Origin of the sequence: Arthrobacter sp. SIMBA_036, from assembly GCF_046535135.1 — a bacterium.
In the GTDB taxonomy this organism is placed as follows: Bacteria; Actinomycetota; Actinomycetes; order Actinomycetales; family Micrococcaceae; genus Arthrobacter.
In genome coordinates, this window is record NZ_JAWRXG010000012.1 from 32,793 (window position 1) to 49,090 (window position 16,298).

A 16,298-nucleotide genomic window follows, 5' to 3' on the forward strand; every position below is an offset into this window, starting at 1 on the left:
TGGGCTAAGCCTGTTCCAGCTTCGCCCGCTCAAGGTCGGGCTCCAGGTAGATCACCCGCGCGATCGGGACAGCCGTCCGGATCCGCCGTTCGGCGTCGTCTATTGCCTGGGCAATTTCCCGGCCGGTGTCGGCCGCGCCGATACTGATCTTTGCCGCTACCAGCAGCTCCTCCGGCCCCAGGTGCATGGTCTTGAGGTGGATGATGCCTGTTCCGTCGGCCTCCAGTGCGGCAGTAATCCGAAGAACATCTTCCCGCGTGGCCGACTCGCCAAGGAGCAGGGACTTGGTCTCGAGGGCCAAGATCACTGCGATACAGACCAACAGCAAGCCGATCATGCCTGTGCCAACAGCATCCCAAACGCCGTTTCCCGTGACCAGCGTCATGCCAACGCCGAACAGGGCAAACACCAAGCCAATAAGGGCCCCGAAGTCCTCAAGCAGGATGACGGGGAGCTCAGGCTGCTTGGCGTTGCGCACGAACTTGACCCAGGTTTGTTTACCGCGGGTCTGATTCGATTCCTTGATGGCGGTCCGGAACGAAAATCCCTCGGCGATGATGGCGCCCACCAAAACAACCAGCGGAACCCACCAAAAATCGCCCTCTATGCCGTGCGGGTGCAGGAATTTCTCGTACGCCTCGTACAGGGCAAACAAGCCGCCAACACTGAAGAGCACTATGGAAACGATGAACGCGTAGATGTAGCGTTCCCGGCCGTAGCCGAACGGGTGCTCGGGGCTGGCAGCCCGCTTGGACCGCTTGCCGCCAACGAGCAGCAGAACCTGGTTGCCCGAATCGGCCACGGAGTGGATAGCCTCAGCCAGCATGGACGAGGACGTCGTGAGGAAGAACGCGAGGAACTTCAGCACAGCGATGGCGAGGTTAGCCGCCAGTGCCGCCACGATTGCCTTGCTACCGCCACCTGCAGCCATGAAAGCCCCACCTTTTCACATACTGGAAAGTTCAAAACCGGAAAGAATCTGATGTGTCCAAGAAGAGTCGCCATTGGCTGTTCTTGCAAGCAATACCGTACCGGCCGGGGCACGGTTTACATATTTGGGACTCTGGCACCCTGCTGCGATCGGGCACTTGCATAGAGGCAAACAGTGGCAGCCGTTCCCACGTTCAAGCTTTCCGCGGCTCCATATACCGGCACCGCCACACGGTGGTCCGCCAGTGCCAATTCGGCCTCGGACAAACCTTGGGCTTCATTGCCGAAGAGCCACGCTGTGGGCCTTTCCAAAGCGTAAGGGGACTCAACGGAAGCTTGCCCGAGCCGGCGGGCAGCGTTCTCGTCCTGCAGCCGGTCCAGGTCCAGTGTTCCGTAGCCATCGGCTGCAAGGATCCCGATTCCGAGCCCTTTGCAGCGCGCCACCACGTCTTCGACGTCGGCGCCCAGGACCACCGGCAGGTGAAAAAGCGAACCGGCCGTTGAACGGACGGCTTTTGGATTGTAGATGTCCACGCTGGAGCCCGTCAGGACCACGGCATCCGCACCAGCGGCGTCAGCAGCACGCAGGACTGTCCCGGCGTTGCCGGGGTCGCGCACCTGGCACATCACAGCGATAAGCCGGGGCCCGGCGTCGAGCACTGAATCCAGGCTCACGTCCACAAAACTGCAGACGGCCACTATCCCCTGCGGATTGACGGTGTCCGCCATGGCGGCCAGAACCTCGTCGGTGGCGAGCCGCAGCAGTGTCCCCTCGGCAAGTTCGGCAAGTTCGGGCAGCCGGTCCAGGCACGCGGCACTTGCGAATACTTCATGCACGACGGCGGGACCACCACGGGCGGTGCGCTCACGGTGCAGGGTCAGCGCCTCGCGAACAGCCTGCGGCCCCTCAGCGAGGAAACGCCCGCGCTTTAAACGGGCCGGGCGCCCGGCAAGCTTGGCGACATCCCTCACCCGATCAGCTCGGGGGTTGGTCATCGGAAAGTCTTGCGGGCGCCCGGTTTGGTTCATATAAGAACTTTAGTGGCAGTTGCGACTAGTTCTTGATCTGCTGGCGGGCTTCGCCGCCGGCCGGCTCGAAGCCAGCAGCCTTTGCAGCCTCAACGGTGGAGAACCAGTACTCAGCAGCCGTGGTGTTGTACCAGGTGGAACCCGGAACGTGGTACTTCTTGGACTCGGCGTTGCCCTTGATGGCGTGGCCTTCCGGAGCTTCGTCGCCGTCAGCGGCAATAGCGCCATCGATGGCCGGCTTCTCGGTGACAACAGCCTTGACAGCAGTAGCCGTAGCGGCAGCCGGAGCAACCTTTGCAGCCTTGGGAGCTGCAACCTCAGCCTTGGCGGCAGGAGCAGACGTGTCAGACGGCAGGGCAGCCTTTGCAACGTTCACCAGAGCAGCAAACGCGTTGGCGTCAGAGACAGCCAACTCGGCCAGCATACGGCGGTCAACCTCAACCTCAGCGGCCTTCAGGCCCTGGATCAGGCGGTTGTAGGTGAGGCCGTTGGCGCGGGATGCAGCGTTGATGCGCTGGATCCAGAGGCGACGGAAGTCACCCTTCTTCTTACGGCGGTCGCCGTAGCTGTACACAAACGAGTGCAGCAGCTGCTCTTTGGCCTTACGGTACAAGCGCGAGCGCTGACCGCGGTAACCCTTTGCGCGTTCGAGGATAACCCGGCGCTTCTTGTGGGCGTTTACCGCCCGCTTCACACGTGCCACGTGCGTACTCCTTCAGAAATCTTTATCCCAAGCTGCTACTGCCGGGAATCCGGCCGGCCTGAGAACGCTTTTGGTGTAGTTGGTTGCTGCCGGTTGGCATCAACCAATGACTTGGAACTTAGACGCCGAGCATCTTCTTGATGACCTTGGCATCGCCCTTGAAGACGATCTTGTCGCCGGCGAGGCGACGGGTCAGCGTGGAGGACTTGTGCTCCAGGTAGTGACGGCGGTTGGCCTGCTGACGCTTCAGCTTGCCGGTACCGGTCAGCTTGAAGCGCTTCTTGGCACCGCTGTGGGTCTTCATCTTCGGCATGGGAACCGATCTCCTTACGTAATCCACGGACAAGTCCGCGATTCTTTTGTGCAGCCGGCCTCTAGGGGGCCTGCGTGCTGGTTGCTTGCCGGAGGAGGCCAGGCCTCCAAGGCGTCGAACTAGGTGGTCTTGCGTGATGCCGGCTTCGGGGCAGCTTTGGGAGCTGCCGGGCGTGCCGCCGGCTTCGGGGCAGCCGGCTTGGCGACCGGCTTCGGAGCCGCAGGAACTGCAGGCTTCGGAGTTGCCGGTACAGCCGGCTTTGCTGCAGCCGGAGCTGCCCTGGTGACCGGAGCTTCCTTGGCAGCCGGAGCTGCCTTGGCGACCGGGGCTTCCTTGGCAACAGCAGGAGCCTCTTGTGCAACAGGAGCCTCTTCAACTACCGGGGCTTCCTTGGCAGCAGGTGCTTCGGGCGTTGCCGGAACTTCCTCTGCCGGAACCTCTTCAGCTACGGCAACCGCTTCAACCTCGGGGGCTTCCTCTGCTGCCGCCTCGACTGCCGGAGCCTCGTCCGTTTCCGGGGTCAGCTCTTCGGTCGCGTCCACAGCATCCTGAGTCGACTCGTCGTCGCTGGTCAGGAAACCTGCCGGAAGAAGGTCACCGAGGGACTGCGTCAGCGGAGCCTGGTCACCGGTCGTGTCCACACGCCCAGCAGCCTTGGCTTCGTTCTCCGCCTTGGCTTCAGCGCGCTGCACAGCACGGCGGGCTTCAGCCTTGGCTTCTGCCTTGTTCTTCAGCGGGCCAACCACCATGACCATGTTGCGGCCATCGATGCGCGGGCTGGACTCTACGATCCCAACCTCTGCAACATCTTCAGCGAAGCGCTGCAGCAAGCGGATGCCCATCTCGGGACGCTGCTGTTCGCGGCCACGGAACTGGATCATGGCCTTGACCTTGTCACCGGCGCCGAGGAAGCGAAGGGCATGTCCACGCTTGGTTTCGTAGTCGTGCTTGTCGATCTTCAAGCGGAAACGGATTTCCTTAAGAACCGTGTTGGTCTGGTTCTTGCGGGCCTCACGGGCTTTCACAGCGGCTTCGTACTTGTACTTGCCGAAGTCCATCAACTTGCAAACAGGAGGTTTAGCCTGCGGGGCAACTTCAACGAGATCGAGATCGGATTCGGCAGCAAGACGCAAAGCATCTTCGATGCGGACAATTCCTACCTGTTCGCCGGCAGGGCCGACCAGCCGCACCTCGGGGACGCGGATACGCTCATTGATTCTTGGCTCGCTAATGTTAAAGCTCCTGTGGTTGTGGTGATTATCACCGGCAAATAGAGAAGGCCTCCAATTGCTGGTGCAATCGAAGGCCTCAAGGATCGGATGCGCTCCGCGGTGGGAGCACGCAGTTTGGGAGGTCAAACCACCCGAACTGCCCGACCAGTACCCGGCAACCTCTTGTCCCGTCAAAGGGATCTTGTCCCCGAGGGGAACGGCTGACGCGGGTGGGAGAGAACTCCGCTTGCAAACTGAAAGTCAATTCTACAGAAATAACCCGCCATGCGCACATTCCACGCGGCGGGAAGATTGACTGCTGGCCAACATCTGCAAATAACGACTTCCAGTTGGTCTGTGACAAGCTTACCAGTATGAGTACTGAAGACAGCAATTCCCGCAACTCCTTTGGCGGCGACGCCACCTCCGCCGCTGACGCCGGGGTAGCCCAGCAGATCCGCGACATCGCCGAGGTCCCGGCTGTGGAAGTCATTACCACCGGCGCGGTCCACCTCATGAGTGCCGCGGCCGTGAAGGTCGGCCTTGCTGACGATCCGAACGCTGAAGACCTCAAAGATCTCGACGAAGCACGTAAGTTGATCACTGCACTGGCCGGCCTGGTATCGGCCGCCGCCCCGGAAATTGGCTCGCAGCACGCCGGTCCGTTGCGTGACGGACTGCGCTCCCTGCAATTGGCCTTCCGCGAGGCGTCGATCATCCCCGATGCACCGGGCAAGGGCCCGGGCGAGAAGTTCACTGGACCGGTGAACTAGCCAGCCGAAAGAACAGATCGGCTCAGGCCACAGAACTGCCGACGGCGGTCAGCCCCACAGGGTGCTGGCCGCCGTCGTCGTTTTCCTGCTGTCAGAGGCGGGGCTGTCAGACGCGGGCCGTGCGGCGCCGCAGCGACATGAGGGCGAGTCCGGCAGCGCACAGCACAACGCCTGCCACGCCAACTGCCGCAAACCCGGCCGAGGGTCCAACCGCGTCGATGAAGACTCCTGCAAGGGGTGAGCCGAGGGCCACGCCGGCAGTCAGTGCTGACCCGTACCATCCCATGGCTTCGCCGCGGCGCTCCTCATCCACGAGGTCGGCCACTTTTTCGGAGGAAGCAGACAGGACCGGCGCGCACAGCAACCCCGGCAACAGGGATAGGAACGCCAAGGTCCAGGTGTCGTGCGCGAATCCCATGGGAATCGTCAGGGCGGCCATACCAAGGAGCAGGAGCATGGGTGAGATGGGACGCTTCATGGCTCCATAGATCAGCCCTCCCACCACGGAGGATGCGCACCAGAAGAAGAACACGATTCCGATTTGGTTTTGGTTTCCACCGCGCTGCAGCAGGCCGACAATGCTCACATCGGAACCACTCAGCACCATCCCGGAACCTGCCGCAACGGCAAACAACGCCGCCACGGCAACGGTAAACCAACTGAAATTCCTTGCCACACGGCCCCGCATGGCGGACGCCCTTGACCGGGAAGAAGCCATCTCGGATGCCGCTTCCTGAACATGGGAAGGTGCCGAAGCGACAACGGCGGCCTCGGCTGCGGCCAGATCGGCTGCCGCTTGTTCGAGCGTTTCCTGCGGCGTGCTCGCCTTATCGCTGCGGGTGGGCGGGTTGAACCACATCAGGAACAAACCTGCCGCGGAGACGGAAACCCCGACGGCGGTGAGGCCCACCGCAGCGAACCCGCTGGTCGCAACGATGGCGCCGACGGCCGGTCCGATCATGAACACGATCTCCGTGGCGATCGAATCGAGCGCGAAAGCTGACCTCCGCTGCTCACCGTCCACCAACACTCCCAAGGATTGGCGGACCACGCTGAATATCGGCAGTGTGAAGAGTCCCCCCACGAAAACCAAGGGAAGCAGCCATTCGTAAGGGACGTGCGGAACGATCGACCAGATAACGGTTTCCGAGACCACCGAAGGGATCAGCGCTTTCCGAAGCCCCACCGTGTCCACCCGCCGGCCGCGCCATGGAGCTCCCACCGCGATGCCGATGGTCATCACCGCGGCGGCCGCACCGGCGGCGGCGTAGCCCTCCCCCAGGGTCAGGACGATATGCAAAGTCAGCAGCACACCGGCTGCAGAGTGCGGTATGCGGGCCACCATGCCCACCACCAACAAACGCCGGACAGGTCGGATGGCCAACATCTCTTTGTAGAGAGCGAAGTTCACGCGTTGATTCCTCTGGTTCCCCCGGGGCAGTCCCGGGAAACCGGTACTGCCTTACTGACGCAACTGCGGCTCCTGCGCCGCGCGCTGCAATTTCACTTCTATGGAGTCCACGTTCTCAGCGAACAACTCCAACCCCGCCCACGCTTCGTTGAGACCGCCCACCAGGGCTTGAACCGCCGTGGCATCCAGCCCGTCATCGAGGAACAGGACTACCTGCAGTTCCGGCCCCGGACCGCCACCGGACACGGAACGGCCGTCTGCCGTCAAAGACGCGAGGCCTCCCCCGGGTCTGGTTTCCAGCCGCCGCACGGCAGGGAAATCGGAAGCAGCTGAAGCGAGAGCAGACTCCAGTTGATCATCCAGGTATGACGGCGTCCAGTCCCGCTGCTGCGCCAAGGCCCACATGGCTGGACGCCGCACCACGAAGGTGTATGCCGAACCGGGATCGACAACCAGAAGTTGAGCATTCTCAGACACCGCGGACAGCGCTGCACGAGCAGCATAAACGGCCACCGGACGCGCCTCGGCGTGCCAGTTCTCCAAGGCAGCGGAGGAGGTGAACACGGGCATGGCCCTGCGGCCATCCGGAGCCGTGAGGGTGACCAAGGCCATATCCGCTTGTTTATCGGCATGCAACCCGTCAACGGCCTCGGCTTCCTCAGCAAGCTGCGCCACAACAGGAACGAAGACCCTCGCTGTCGCCAGGGAGGCCACAACATCGGCCTCGCTGCCGGTGCCATCCAACAACGCTCCGACGGCGGCGAGGTACCCGGCGTCGGGCTGTCCGTCGTCGTTGTCGAAATTATGGATGACGGCGTGATCCCCGCTGAGGCTTCGACCGGCCCACGGCTGACCTGCTGAATCGGTTGCTCCGCCGGCACCGGCCAGTGCCGCCGCGATATGCCCCGGCAATTCCCGTCGTCGTGATTCCTCGGCCATCAGCGGCGGCCGGCAACATCCAGGGCCTCGGGCAAAGTGAACGCGCCTGCGTACAGCGCCTTGCCCACAATCGCACCCTCGACACCCATGGGAACCAGCTCACGCAACACCCGGAGGTCTTCCAGGCTCGATATTCCGCCAGAGGCCACCACGGGCTTGCCGGTCTTCTCGACCATTTGGCGCAGCAACTCAACGTTCGGGCCTTGCAGAGTACCATCCTTGGTGACATCGGTGACCACGTAGCGGGCGCATCCCGCGTCCTCAAGGCGGGCCAGGACGTCCCACAGGTCTCCGCCTTCTTTCGTCCAGCCGCGGCCAGCCAATGTGGTGCCGCGAACGTCCAGCCCGACGGCGATCCTGTCACCGAAGCGTTCGATGGCGCGGCGGGTCCATTCAGGATTTTCCAAAGCTGCAGTTCCCAAATTAACGCGGGCGACGCCGAGGCCAAGGGCGCGTTCCAGGGACTCGTCGTCCCTCAACCCACCGGACAATTCCACCTTGACGTCGAGTTGGGAGACCACCTCATTGATAAGGTCCGCGTTGTTACCGCGCCCGAAAGCGGCGTCGAGGTCTACCATGTGGACCCATTCGGCACCGGCTTCCTGCCAGTTCAGCGCAGCTTCCAAGGGCGTTCCGTAGCTGGTTTCCGAGCCCGCTTCACCTTGCAAAAGCCGGACTGCTTGGCCCTCAACGATGTCGACGGCGGGCAGGAGTTCCAGGATGGGCTGTGAGGTGGTCATGTAGGTCCTAGGAGAGTCAGGGGAACGCAGCGGTTCAGAGACAGAAGCGGAGTTGGGCGTAATCAGTGGATCCTGATCAATTGATCACGGTCACTTGCCCGGCAGCGTGAGCAGGTAGGCCGCCAGCAGGGACATCGCCGCCAACACGTAGAAGGAAATCGAGACCCATCGGGGCTTGTTCTGTTGATGGAAGGAGATTCCTCCGCCAACCATCAGGCCACCGAGTCCCATCAGGAGCACGGACCACATTTAGGCCACTCCCGTTCCAGGGTCAACGGGTGGCTGCTGCTTGCGCAGGCCATCCACCCAGTTGCGCAGGAGCCGCGCCCCGGCGTCGCCGGACTTTTCCGGGTGGAATTGCGTGGCGCAAAGGGGCCCGTTCTCGACGGCGGAAATAAAACGTGCGCCATGCTCGGACCACGTCACCAGGGGCGGAGCCATGCGAGGCTGGACGACGTCGAAATTCCATTCCTGCACACCGTACGAGTGCACGAAATAGAAGCGTTCCTGCTCGACACCGGCGAACAGTTTGGAGCCTTCCGGCACGTCAACGGTGTTCCAGCCCATGTGAGGGACCACTGCGGCGGGAAGGAGTTCCACCTTGCCGGGCCACTCGGCCATGCCCTCGGATTCGATGCCGTGCTCCACCCCGGCTTCGAAGAGAACCTGCAACCCGACACAGATGGCCAGCACGGGACGCCCGCCGGCGACGCGGCGCCCGATCATCCTGATGGCGTCAACGGCCTTGAGCTCCCGCATGACGGTCTCGAAAGCACCGACGCCTGGAACCACCAGGCCGTCGGCATTCAGGACGTCCTCGGGCTTGGCACTGAGAATGACATGCGCTCCGGCACGCTCGAGTGCCCGAACGGCTGACCGGACGTTGCCGGAACCGTAGTCCAGCACCGTCACCGTCGGCTTACCCTCGGGAGATTCCGGCTTCCGCGCGGCTATGGCATCCGTGACGGCACCAGCGGCCACAGACTGGCCGCTCACAGTGCGCCCTTGGTGGAGGGAATGCCTTCAACGCGGGGATCGGACTCTACTGCCGAGCGCAGGGCGCGTGCAAACGCCTTGAATTGGGCTTCGACGATGTGGTGCGGATCCCTGCCGGCGAGAACGTTCATGTGCAGGCAGATACCGGAGTGAAGGGTAATCGCCTCAAAGACATGCCGGGTCAAGGACCCGGTGAAGTGCCCGCCGATCAAGTGGTACTCCTGGCCGGCAGGTTCACCGCTGTGGACAAGGTACGGACGGCCCGAAACATCGACGACGGCCTGCGCCAAAGCCTCGTCCAAAGGAACCGTTGCCTCGCCGAAGCGACGGATGCCCGCCTTGTTCCCCAATGCGGTGCGCAGCACCTCGCCAAAGGTGATGGCCACGTCTTCCACCGTGTGATGCGCGTCAATGTGGGTGTCCCCGGTGGCTTTGACGGTCATGTCGATCAAAGAGTGCTTGGACAGGGCAGTCAGCATGTGGTCGTAGAAAGGAACCGACGTACTGATCTCGGAGACACCCGTGCCGTCCAGGTTGATCTCCACCAGGACGGAGGACTCGCTAGTGGTGCGCTCGAGCCGCGCGGTGCGGGCAGCGGTGGGCACTGAGCCGGTTTCGCTCATTGGGACGTCCTTATACACGAAGAATGGGTTGGGTCTATAGACAAGTTTAGGCGTGCGGGGCGGCTGGTCCGCGCCGCAGGGATTCCAGGGCCTCAAGGAAGACAGTGGTCTCCTTCTCGGTACCCGCTGTCACCCTCAGGTGGCCCGGGATACCGACGTCGCGAATCAGTACACCGGCGTCGAGAAGCCCCTGCCACACTTCATGCGGGTTGTCCAAGCCACCGAAGAAGACATAGTTAGAGTCAGACACCGACGGTTTTAGGCCCATCCGCAAGAGCTCAGTCACAATACGATCGCGCTGAATCTTGATGTCTTCAACGTCAGCCATCAGGGCCTCGCGGTGGTTCAGCGCGGCCAGCGCAGTCGCCTGGGTAATCGCGGACAAGTGGTACGGAAGCCGGACGAGCCGAATCGCGTCGGTGACCTCCGGCGCTGCTGCCATGTATCCGAGACGGGCCCCAGCCAAGGCGAACGCCTTGCTCATGGTTCGGGAAACGATCAACCGCTCGCGGCCTGGCAACAAGGTCAAGGCACTGGGCGTGTTGTCGTGCGCAAACTCGTGGTAGGCCTCGTCAACGATCACTATGGCCTGGCTCGCTTCGCCGGCGTCGTACACAGCCTCGACGACGTCGAGTGTCAGGCCGGTCCCCGTGGGGTTGTTGGGAGAGCAGAGAAAAACAATGTTCGCGGCGGTGTCGCGTACTTGCGCCGCGGCAGAGGCAGCATCCAAGCCGTAGTCGGCCGCGCGGAAACCGCGGACGTATTCGGTGTCGGTGCCGCTGGCCAGTAGCGGATACATGGAGTACGTCGGCGGGAAACCCAGAGCCTTGCGGCCAGGACCGCCGAACGCCTGGAGGATTTGTTGCAGTACTTCATTTGAGCCATTGGCCGCCCAGATGTTCTCCGGAGCGAGCCCGTGACCGAGATATTCCGCCAATGCCTGGCGCAACTCCGTGAACTCCCTGTCGGGGTAGCGGTTGAGTCCAGTGGCAGCGGCTGCGACCGCCTCCGTAATGGCTGCCTGGACATCCACCGGCACGCCATGGGTGTTCTCATTGACATTGAGTAGAACGGGCACATCCAGCTGCGGCGCCCCGTAAGGGCTCAGTCCACGCAGGTTGGTCCGGAGGGGAAGTCGGTCGAGTCGCTCAAGCTTGTCACTCACAGTTTCCAGTTTAAGGGCCTCCGTGGATGGGTGCGTAACTGTGACCCCTTGGACCGCGCGACGGGCATGCCCGGGCACTCGCCAGATTCCCTGGGCACGGCCCTCTAGCCGGCTGGAACGAACAACTTCTGGCCGGGATGGATGCTGCCGCCACTGAGGTCATTTAGCTGGATGATCTCGGCAATGACATCCCTGGGATCCCGGCCGGGCGCGGCCGCCCCCGCGATGCCCCACAGGGACTCCCCGGGCTGAACCGTGACGGAAATCGCAACCGGTGGACGCAGTTGAGCCTGGGTGTCTGAGGCTTTTGCCGGGGAAGTGACGAAGCCAAGAAGGGTGATCAACGCGGCCACCAGCAGCATCGCGGGGATGCCGAAGAAGACGATCCGCCCCCTGCGCGTCAGGCGAAGCCGCGTGGACTTCGATTTCACGTCCATGACTGGTGCCGGCTGCGCCACTGCAAGTGCAGGCGCTGGCCCTCCGAGAAGACCCTCAAGCGTTGATATTGCAGACATGAGCTTTGCCCTTCTGAGCGATTGCCGTGCCCCGGGTGTCCGATGCGCGGCGGTCAATTCCGTATGCTCTCCCGACGCCACCCGAACCGTTCGAACACTTTCTTCGAACATCGGCACGGTTTGCGGTGTTGTTAGAACACATATTCGAACCTTGCTAAGACCTTTTTAGCACTTATCAACGAACGGTGTCGAGACTCGCTAGAACAAATGTTTGATAAAGGTCTGCGCCTGCCCTACGTTTGATGGAAGAAGCAGCCACTGTTTCAGTGAATCAACAGGGTCTGACATTTTTAGGCCCGGCATCATCGGCGCGGTCCGTATCGCGCCCGGTCCGGACGGAAAGGCATTGGCAAACATGGCAGCGAAAGCCACAGGAGGTAGCGCTCCCCTGCGTAGCCAACAGCCTCAAAAGAGCCCCAAGAGCCTGACGGTCCGGCAGAAGAAGATCCTCGAGACCATTCAGCGCTCGGTCAATGACAATGGATACCCGCCCAGCATGCGTGAGATCGGGGATACGGTGGGCCTTGCGAGCCTTTCCAGCGTGACCCACCAGCTGACCCAGCTGGAGAAGCTGGGCTACCTTCGCAGGGACCCCAAGCGCCCTCGGGCAATGGAAGTCTTGATGCCCTTGACCCTCGACGGCGGCGGGCCCATTCCCGGGGTTGAGGAACCTGCCCGCCTTCGCAGTGCCGGTGGGCTCGCGGTCACCGAACTGGCCAGCGCCAGCGACACAGCCATGGTGCCGCTGGTAGGCCGCATCGCAGCCGGTGGGCCGATCCTGGCCGATCAGACAGTGGAAGATGTCCTTCCCCTGCCACGACAGCTCGTGGGACACGGCGAACTGTTCATGCTCAAGGTTGCCGGAGATTCAATGATCGACGCCGCCATCTGCGACGGTGACTGGGTGGTGGTGCGACGGCAAAACGACGCCATCAACGGCGACATCGTAGCTGCCCTCTTGGATGACGAAGCAACCGTGAAGACTTTCCGCCAACGGGACGGCCACACGTGGTTGCTGCCGCAAAACACCCAATATGAGCCCATCCTCGGTGATCAGGCCACCATTATGGGCAAGGTCGTCTCGGTGCTGCGTTCCCTCTAGGCGCAGTTCCCTCTAGGCGCAGTTCCCTCTAGGCGCAGTTCCCTTTAGGCGCTCTTCCTACTCAGGCGCTCCAGTACACCCCTTACCACCGTTCGGTCCACCGTGGGCCAGAACGGCGGCAGTGCCGCCCGCAGGAACGCGCCGTAGCGTTCTGTCGAAAGCCTGGGATCCAAAACCGCCACAACTCCCCGGTCTCCTGTGGAGCGGATGAGCCGGCCCGCGCCTTGCGCCAAACGGATGGCCGCGTGCGTCGCCGAAACTGCCATGAATCCGTTGCCGCCGGATTGTGCGACTGCCCTGGAACGCGCTGTCATCAGCGGGTCGTCCGGACGGGGGAAAGGAATACGGTCAATCACCACCAGGCGGCAGGAACCCCCCGGAACGTCCACCCCTTGCCACAGAGACATGGTTCCGAAAAGGCAAGTGTCTGGCTCGTCTGCGAATTGCTTGACCAGGGCCGCCATGGTGGACTCGCCTTGGCAGAGGATATCCACATCCAGCCGCAGCCGCATGGCATCAGCGGCTTCTTCCGCGGCCCGCCGGGAGGAGAAGAGGCACAAAGCTCCGCCGCCGGAGGCCCGAATCAGGTCCTCTAATTCATCCAAGGCCTCCAAGGAAGTACCGCGGCCTGGCTTCGGCAAGTGTTTCGCCACGTAGAGGACCCCCTGTTTGGGGTAGTCAAAGGGGGAACCGACGTCGATCCCGGTCCAGCTCGGCGCGCCGTCGCCCAAGAGGCCCAGCCCGCCGGCCGCAGGTTCGAACGCAGCCCCGATTGCCAACGTAGCCGACGTTAGTACCACTGTGTGGCCCGTGAACAGGCCCTCCCGCAGCCTTCCAGCGACGCTCAGGGGCGCGATATTAATGAGGGCCGGTGCGGTCTCGTCCGGCTGGGAGTACCCCTGCTGGGGGTCGAAGGTGCTGTTGCGCGAGAACCAGACCACCTCCCGATTCTCCTTGGCGGCGAGCAACCGTTCGCAGAGTTCCAGGATGAGCATGAGCCGCGAGCGCGCCAGCTGCCTCCCGCCGTCGGCAGAGTTTGATCCCGAGGAATCCGGCTTCGAATCCGAGAGCGCTGCGCGCGTTGCCTCACGCAACTGGTCCAGGCAATCGAGTTGTTCGTCATCAAGCCCGTTGGGCAGCAGCCCGTTCGGGGCTCCGGCGATCGCCATATCCAATCGATCAGCAGCGGCGTTGAGGGCGTCAACAGTGATGGCGGTGTGCTTTCGGGCGCTTGAAGCTGCGGCATGGACCATGGCGACTGAGAGCTGGCCCGAGACGGCGCCCGTGACGCGGTCCTGTAGCTCGTGGGCCTCATCCACCACAACGACGTCATACTCGGGCAGAACAGCGAGGCCCTCGAAGGCACTGACGGCCAGCATCGCGTGATTCGTCACCACGACGTCGGCCTCCCCGGCGCGGGATCGGGCCAGCTCACTGAAGCACTCCTCAGCCATCGGGCACTTCTGTGCCCCCAGGCACTCCATGGACGTGACTGACACCTGGCGCCACGCCCTGTCCGTCACGCCTGGCATGAGCTCATCCCGGTCCCCCGTGGTGGTCTTTTCCGCCCACTCCCGAAGCCGCACCACTTCCTTGCCAAGTTGGGACGAAGGTCCCCCCAAGGAAGCGGCGAAGTGCGGGACGCTGGTGTCCTCACCGAGTGAGAACAGTTGGCCCTCGGAGGGCTCCTCGCTGGGAAATCCGCCGTCGAGCTTCTGCAAGCAGACGTAGTTGGCCCGGCCTTTGACGAGCGCAACGTTGACCGGGCGTTCAAGGGCAGGGCTGATCGTTTCCAACAACCGCGGAAGGTCGCGGCCAACGATCTGCGTCTGCAACGCCAGGGTCGCGGTGGACACCAGTGTCGGTTTGTTGCTGACCATGGAATGGGCGATCAGGGGAATCAGGTAAGCCAAGGACTTACCTGTTCCCGTTCCGGCCTGGACCAGCAAATGCTCACCGGTTTCAATGGCCCGGGTGACGTGCCTGGCCATCTCGTGCTGGCCGGCACGGCTTTGACCGCCCATGCCGGAGACAGCGCGGTCCAGCAATTCCAGGGTGAACTTCTCCCCCACCGACTCGACGGCGTCCGCCGCGACATTCTCACCCATTACTGACGAATGACTCCAGTTCGGCAGCGAGGCCCTCCCGGACCATCGCCACGACGCGCGTCCCACTTTCTTCATGGTCCAGGCTCAGGATCTCAGCATCGGAACTGTGCAGCTTGCTGATCATCTCGCCGCGCTCGTAAGGAATGAGCATTTCAAGCCGAACACCAGGCCGCGGAATTGACCGACTGATCTCCTCCAAAAGCTCAGAGATTCCGAGTCCGGTCCGGGTGGACACCACCGCGTGCCGGGGTTCCTTCTGCTTGAGGCGCTCCACCACGAAGGGATCGGCCACATCGACCTTGTTCAGGACAATGATCTCGGGGACCTTGCGCGCATCCACCTCGCTGAACACTGAACGCACTGCGGCGATCTGCCCCTCGGGGTCCGGGTGCGAAGCATCCACGACGTGCAGGATCAAGTCGGCATCCGCCACTTCCTCCAGGGTGGAGCGGAATGCTTCAATCAGCTGCGTCGGCAACGAACGAACAAACCCGACGGTGTCCGCAAGTGTGTAACCGATGCCGTCCGGTGTCTGCGCCTTACGCACCGTGGGGTCCAAGGTGGCGAACAGCGCGTTTTCCACGAGCACGCCTGCGTCCGTCAGTCGGTTCAGCAGCGACGACTTGCCGGCGTTGGTGTACCCGGCAATCGCTACGGAAGGGACAGCATTACGACGGCGGTTGGCCCGCTTTGTCTCACGGGCCGGCTTCATTGCCGCGATTTCGCGACGAAGCTTAGCCATCCGGGTCCGGATACGACGGCGATCGAGTTCGATCTTTGTTTCACCCGGACCACGCGAGCCCATACCTGCACCGGCCCCACCAACTTGGCCACCGGCCTGCCGGGACATCGAGTCACCCCAACCACGCAAGCGCGGGAGAAGATACTCGAGCTGGGCGAGCTCCACCTGTGCCTTACCTTCGCGGCTCTTGGCGTGCTGGGCAAAAATATCCAGGATCAAGGTGGTCCTATCGACAACCTTCACCTTGACAATGTCCTCGAGGCCACGGCGCTGGGAAGGCGCGAGTTCGGTGTCGACCACCACGGTATCGGCACCTGTGGCGGACACAATGTCTTTGAGTTCCTGCGCTTTGCCCGAACCAAGGAACGTACCCGGGTCAGGCTTCGCCCGGCGCTGCACCAAACCGTCGAGAACCTCGGAACCAGCTGTTTCTGCCAAGGCCGCCAGCTCACGGAGTGAGTTCTCGGCGTCGGCCAGGGTACCTTCGGTCCACAGGCCGGCCAAGACCACGCGTTCAAGGCGCAACTGCCGGTATTCGACCTCAGTAACATCTTCGAGTTCGGTGGAGAGACCTGCGGTGCGGCGCAGGGCCCGCCGCTCGGCGAGGTCTTGCTGGTCGCCGTCGTAAATGCTGTGCTCTTGATCCAAGGCGGAAATTGCCTGCGCCTTGCCGAAGACGCCCTGGGGGTCTTCACGGCTTGCTGGCTGCTCAGGTGCATCCTTGGAAAGTATCCGGTCGATAACGGCCTGGATTTGTTCAGGACTCATGTCCTGGGCGTCGGAATCGGATCCGGAGTGCTTCTGGGTGGTCATGGTCTCCTTAGACTGTTCGGCTATTCCAGAATAGTGCTGATTGCTGTTCAACGGGGCGCTCTTCGCGCTGGGCTGACCTGGCTGGGCCAATGGGCCTCCTGTGTGTTGCGCCGCGGCGTGCCGAACACAGGGTTCGGGCGCGCGCCTGCTGGCGGATCAAGGTGTGAATAGTTCCGCAGGAAAGG

The 16,298-nt window shown here is 62.7% G+C and carries 17 protein-coding genes; 2 read left to right on the forward strand and 15 right to left on the reverse strand.

The genetic code is table 11. The features are described from left to right. Positions 1-4 precede the first annotated feature (4 nt). The 5 genes from SB659_RS15960 to infC all read right to left on the reverse strand — a co-directional run bounded on the left by SB659_RS15960 (position 5) and on the right by infC (position 4,165). On the reverse strand, positions 5-931 hold the full coding sequence (locus tag SB659_RS15960) for a cation diffusion facilitator family transporter (protein ID WP_284980034.1): 927 nt from the start codon (positions 929-931) through the stop codon (positions 5-7). Positions 932-1,047: 116 nt separating this feature from the next. Beyond that, positions 1,048-1,959, reverse strand: coding sequence for a TrmH family RNA methyltransferase (locus tag SB659_RS15965; protein ID WP_410551037.1), 912 nt, complete (start codon positions 1,957-1,959; stop codon positions 1,048-1,050). A gap of 25 nt (positions 1,960-1,984) precedes the next feature. Continuing rightward, positions 1,985-2,662 carry a 50S ribosomal protein L20 gene (gene rplT / locus SB659_RS15970; protein ID WP_284976630.1) on the reverse strand — a complete coding sequence of 226 codons (678 nt, stop codon included), beginning with the start codon at positions 2,660-2,662 and terminating at the stop codon, positions 1,985-1,987. A 118-nt stretch (positions 2,663-2,780) separates the two neighbouring features. Beyond that, positions 2,781-2,975, reverse strand: coding sequence for a 50S ribosomal protein L35 (rpmI, locus tag SB659_RS15975; RefSeq protein WP_059387794.1), 195 nt, complete (start codon positions 2,973-2,975; stop codon positions 2,781-2,783). 119 nt (positions 2,976-3,094) lie between these two features. Beyond that, a complete protein-coding gene (gene infC / locus SB659_RS15980) occupies positions 3,095-4,165 on the reverse strand; it encodes a translation initiation factor IF-3 (protein WP_410551038.1) in 1,071 nt (356 codons plus the stop codon). Positions 4,166-4,560: 395 nt separating this feature from the next. Here infC and SB659_RS15985 point away from each other — a divergent pair, with 395 nt between their 5' ends. Continuing rightward, positions 4,561-4,959, forward strand: a complete 399-nt coding sequence (locus SB659_RS15985) for a DUF1844 domain-containing protein (protein ID WP_284980032.1) — start codon at positions 4,561-4,563, stop codon at positions 4,957-4,959. A gap of 106 nt (positions 4,960-5,065) precedes the next feature. Here SB659_RS15985 and SB659_RS15990 read toward each other — a convergent pair whose 3' ends face one another. The 8 genes from SB659_RS15990 to SB659_RS16025 all read right to left on the reverse strand — a co-directional run bounded on the left by SB659_RS15990 (position 5,066) and on the right by SB659_RS16025 (position 11,270). Beyond that, positions 5,066-6,370: an MFS transporter gene (locus tag SB659_RS15990; protein ID WP_410551039.1), complete on the reverse strand. Its 1,305-nt coding sequence runs from the start codon at positions 6,368-6,370 to the stop codon at positions 5,066-5,068. A gap of 51 nt (positions 6,371-6,421) precedes the next feature. Beyond that, positions 6,422-7,309 carry an SseB family protein gene (locus SB659_RS15995; RefSeq protein ID WP_410551040.1) on the reverse strand — a complete coding sequence of 296 codons (888 nt, stop codon included), beginning with the start codon at positions 7,307-7,309 and terminating at the stop codon, positions 6,422-6,424. After that, positions 7,309-8,049: a bifunctional 1-(5-phosphoribosyl)-5-((5-phosphoribosylamino)methylideneamino)imidazole-4-carboxamide isomerase/phosphoribosylanthranilate isomerase PriA gene (gene priA / locus SB659_RS16000; protein WP_284976626.1), complete on the reverse strand. Its 741-nt coding sequence runs from the start codon at positions 8,047-8,049 to the stop codon at positions 7,309-7,311. Before priA ends, SB659_RS15995 begins: the two co-directional genes overlap by 1 nt. 90 nt (positions 8,050-8,139) lie before the next feature. After that, positions 8,140-8,298 (reverse strand): hypothetical protein, encoded by a 159-nt coding sequence (locus tag SB659_RS16005; RefSeq protein ID WP_410551041.1) that lies wholly within the window; start codon positions 8,296-8,298, stop codon positions 8,140-8,142. Next, positions 8,299-9,045 (reverse strand): imidazole glycerol phosphate synthase subunit HisH, encoded by a 747-nt coding sequence (gene hisH / locus SB659_RS16010; RefSeq protein ID WP_410551042.1) that lies wholly within the window; start codon positions 9,043-9,045, stop codon positions 8,299-8,301. Next, complete coding sequence (hisB, locus tag SB659_RS16015; RefSeq protein WP_410551043.1) at positions 9,042-9,668, reverse strand: imidazoleglycerol-phosphate dehydratase HisB; 627 nt, start codon at positions 9,666-9,668, stop codon at positions 9,042-9,044. The genes hisH and hisB overlap by 4 nt, the downstream gene beginning before the upstream one ends. 46 nt (positions 9,669-9,714) lie before the next feature. Then, positions 9,715-10,833, reverse strand: a complete 1,119-nt coding sequence (locus tag SB659_RS16020; RefSeq protein ID WP_410551044.1) for a histidinol-phosphate transaminase — start codon at positions 10,831-10,833, stop codon at positions 9,715-9,717. Between the two features lie 104 nt (positions 10,834-10,937). Then, positions 10,938-11,270, reverse strand: a complete 333-nt coding sequence (locus SB659_RS16025; protein WP_284976622.1) for a LysM peptidoglycan-binding domain-containing protein — start codon at positions 11,268-11,270, stop codon at positions 10,938-10,940. Between the two features lie 433 nt (positions 11,271-11,703). On the opposite strand from SB659_RS16025, the gene lexA reads away from it, so the two are divergent. Beyond that, on the forward strand, positions 11,704-12,450 hold the full coding sequence (gene lexA / locus SB659_RS16030) for a transcriptional repressor LexA (RefSeq protein ID WP_284976658.1): 747 nt from the start codon (positions 11,704-11,706) through the stop codon (positions 12,448-12,450). Between the two features lie 44 nt (positions 12,451-12,494). Here the strand turns inward: lexA and SB659_RS16035 are convergent, their stop codons facing one another. After that, complete coding sequence (locus SB659_RS16035) at positions 12,495-14,558, reverse strand: ATP-dependent DNA helicase (RefSeq protein WP_410551045.1); 2,064 nt, start codon at positions 14,556-14,558, stop codon at positions 12,495-12,497. Further along, a complete protein-coding gene (gene hflX / locus SB659_RS16040; RefSeq protein ID WP_284976620.1) occupies positions 14,551-16,113 on the reverse strand; it encodes a GTPase HflX in 1,563 nt (520 codons plus the stop codon). Before hflX ends, SB659_RS16035 begins: the two co-directional genes overlap by 8 nt. Positions 16,114-16,298: the final 185 nt, after the last annotated feature.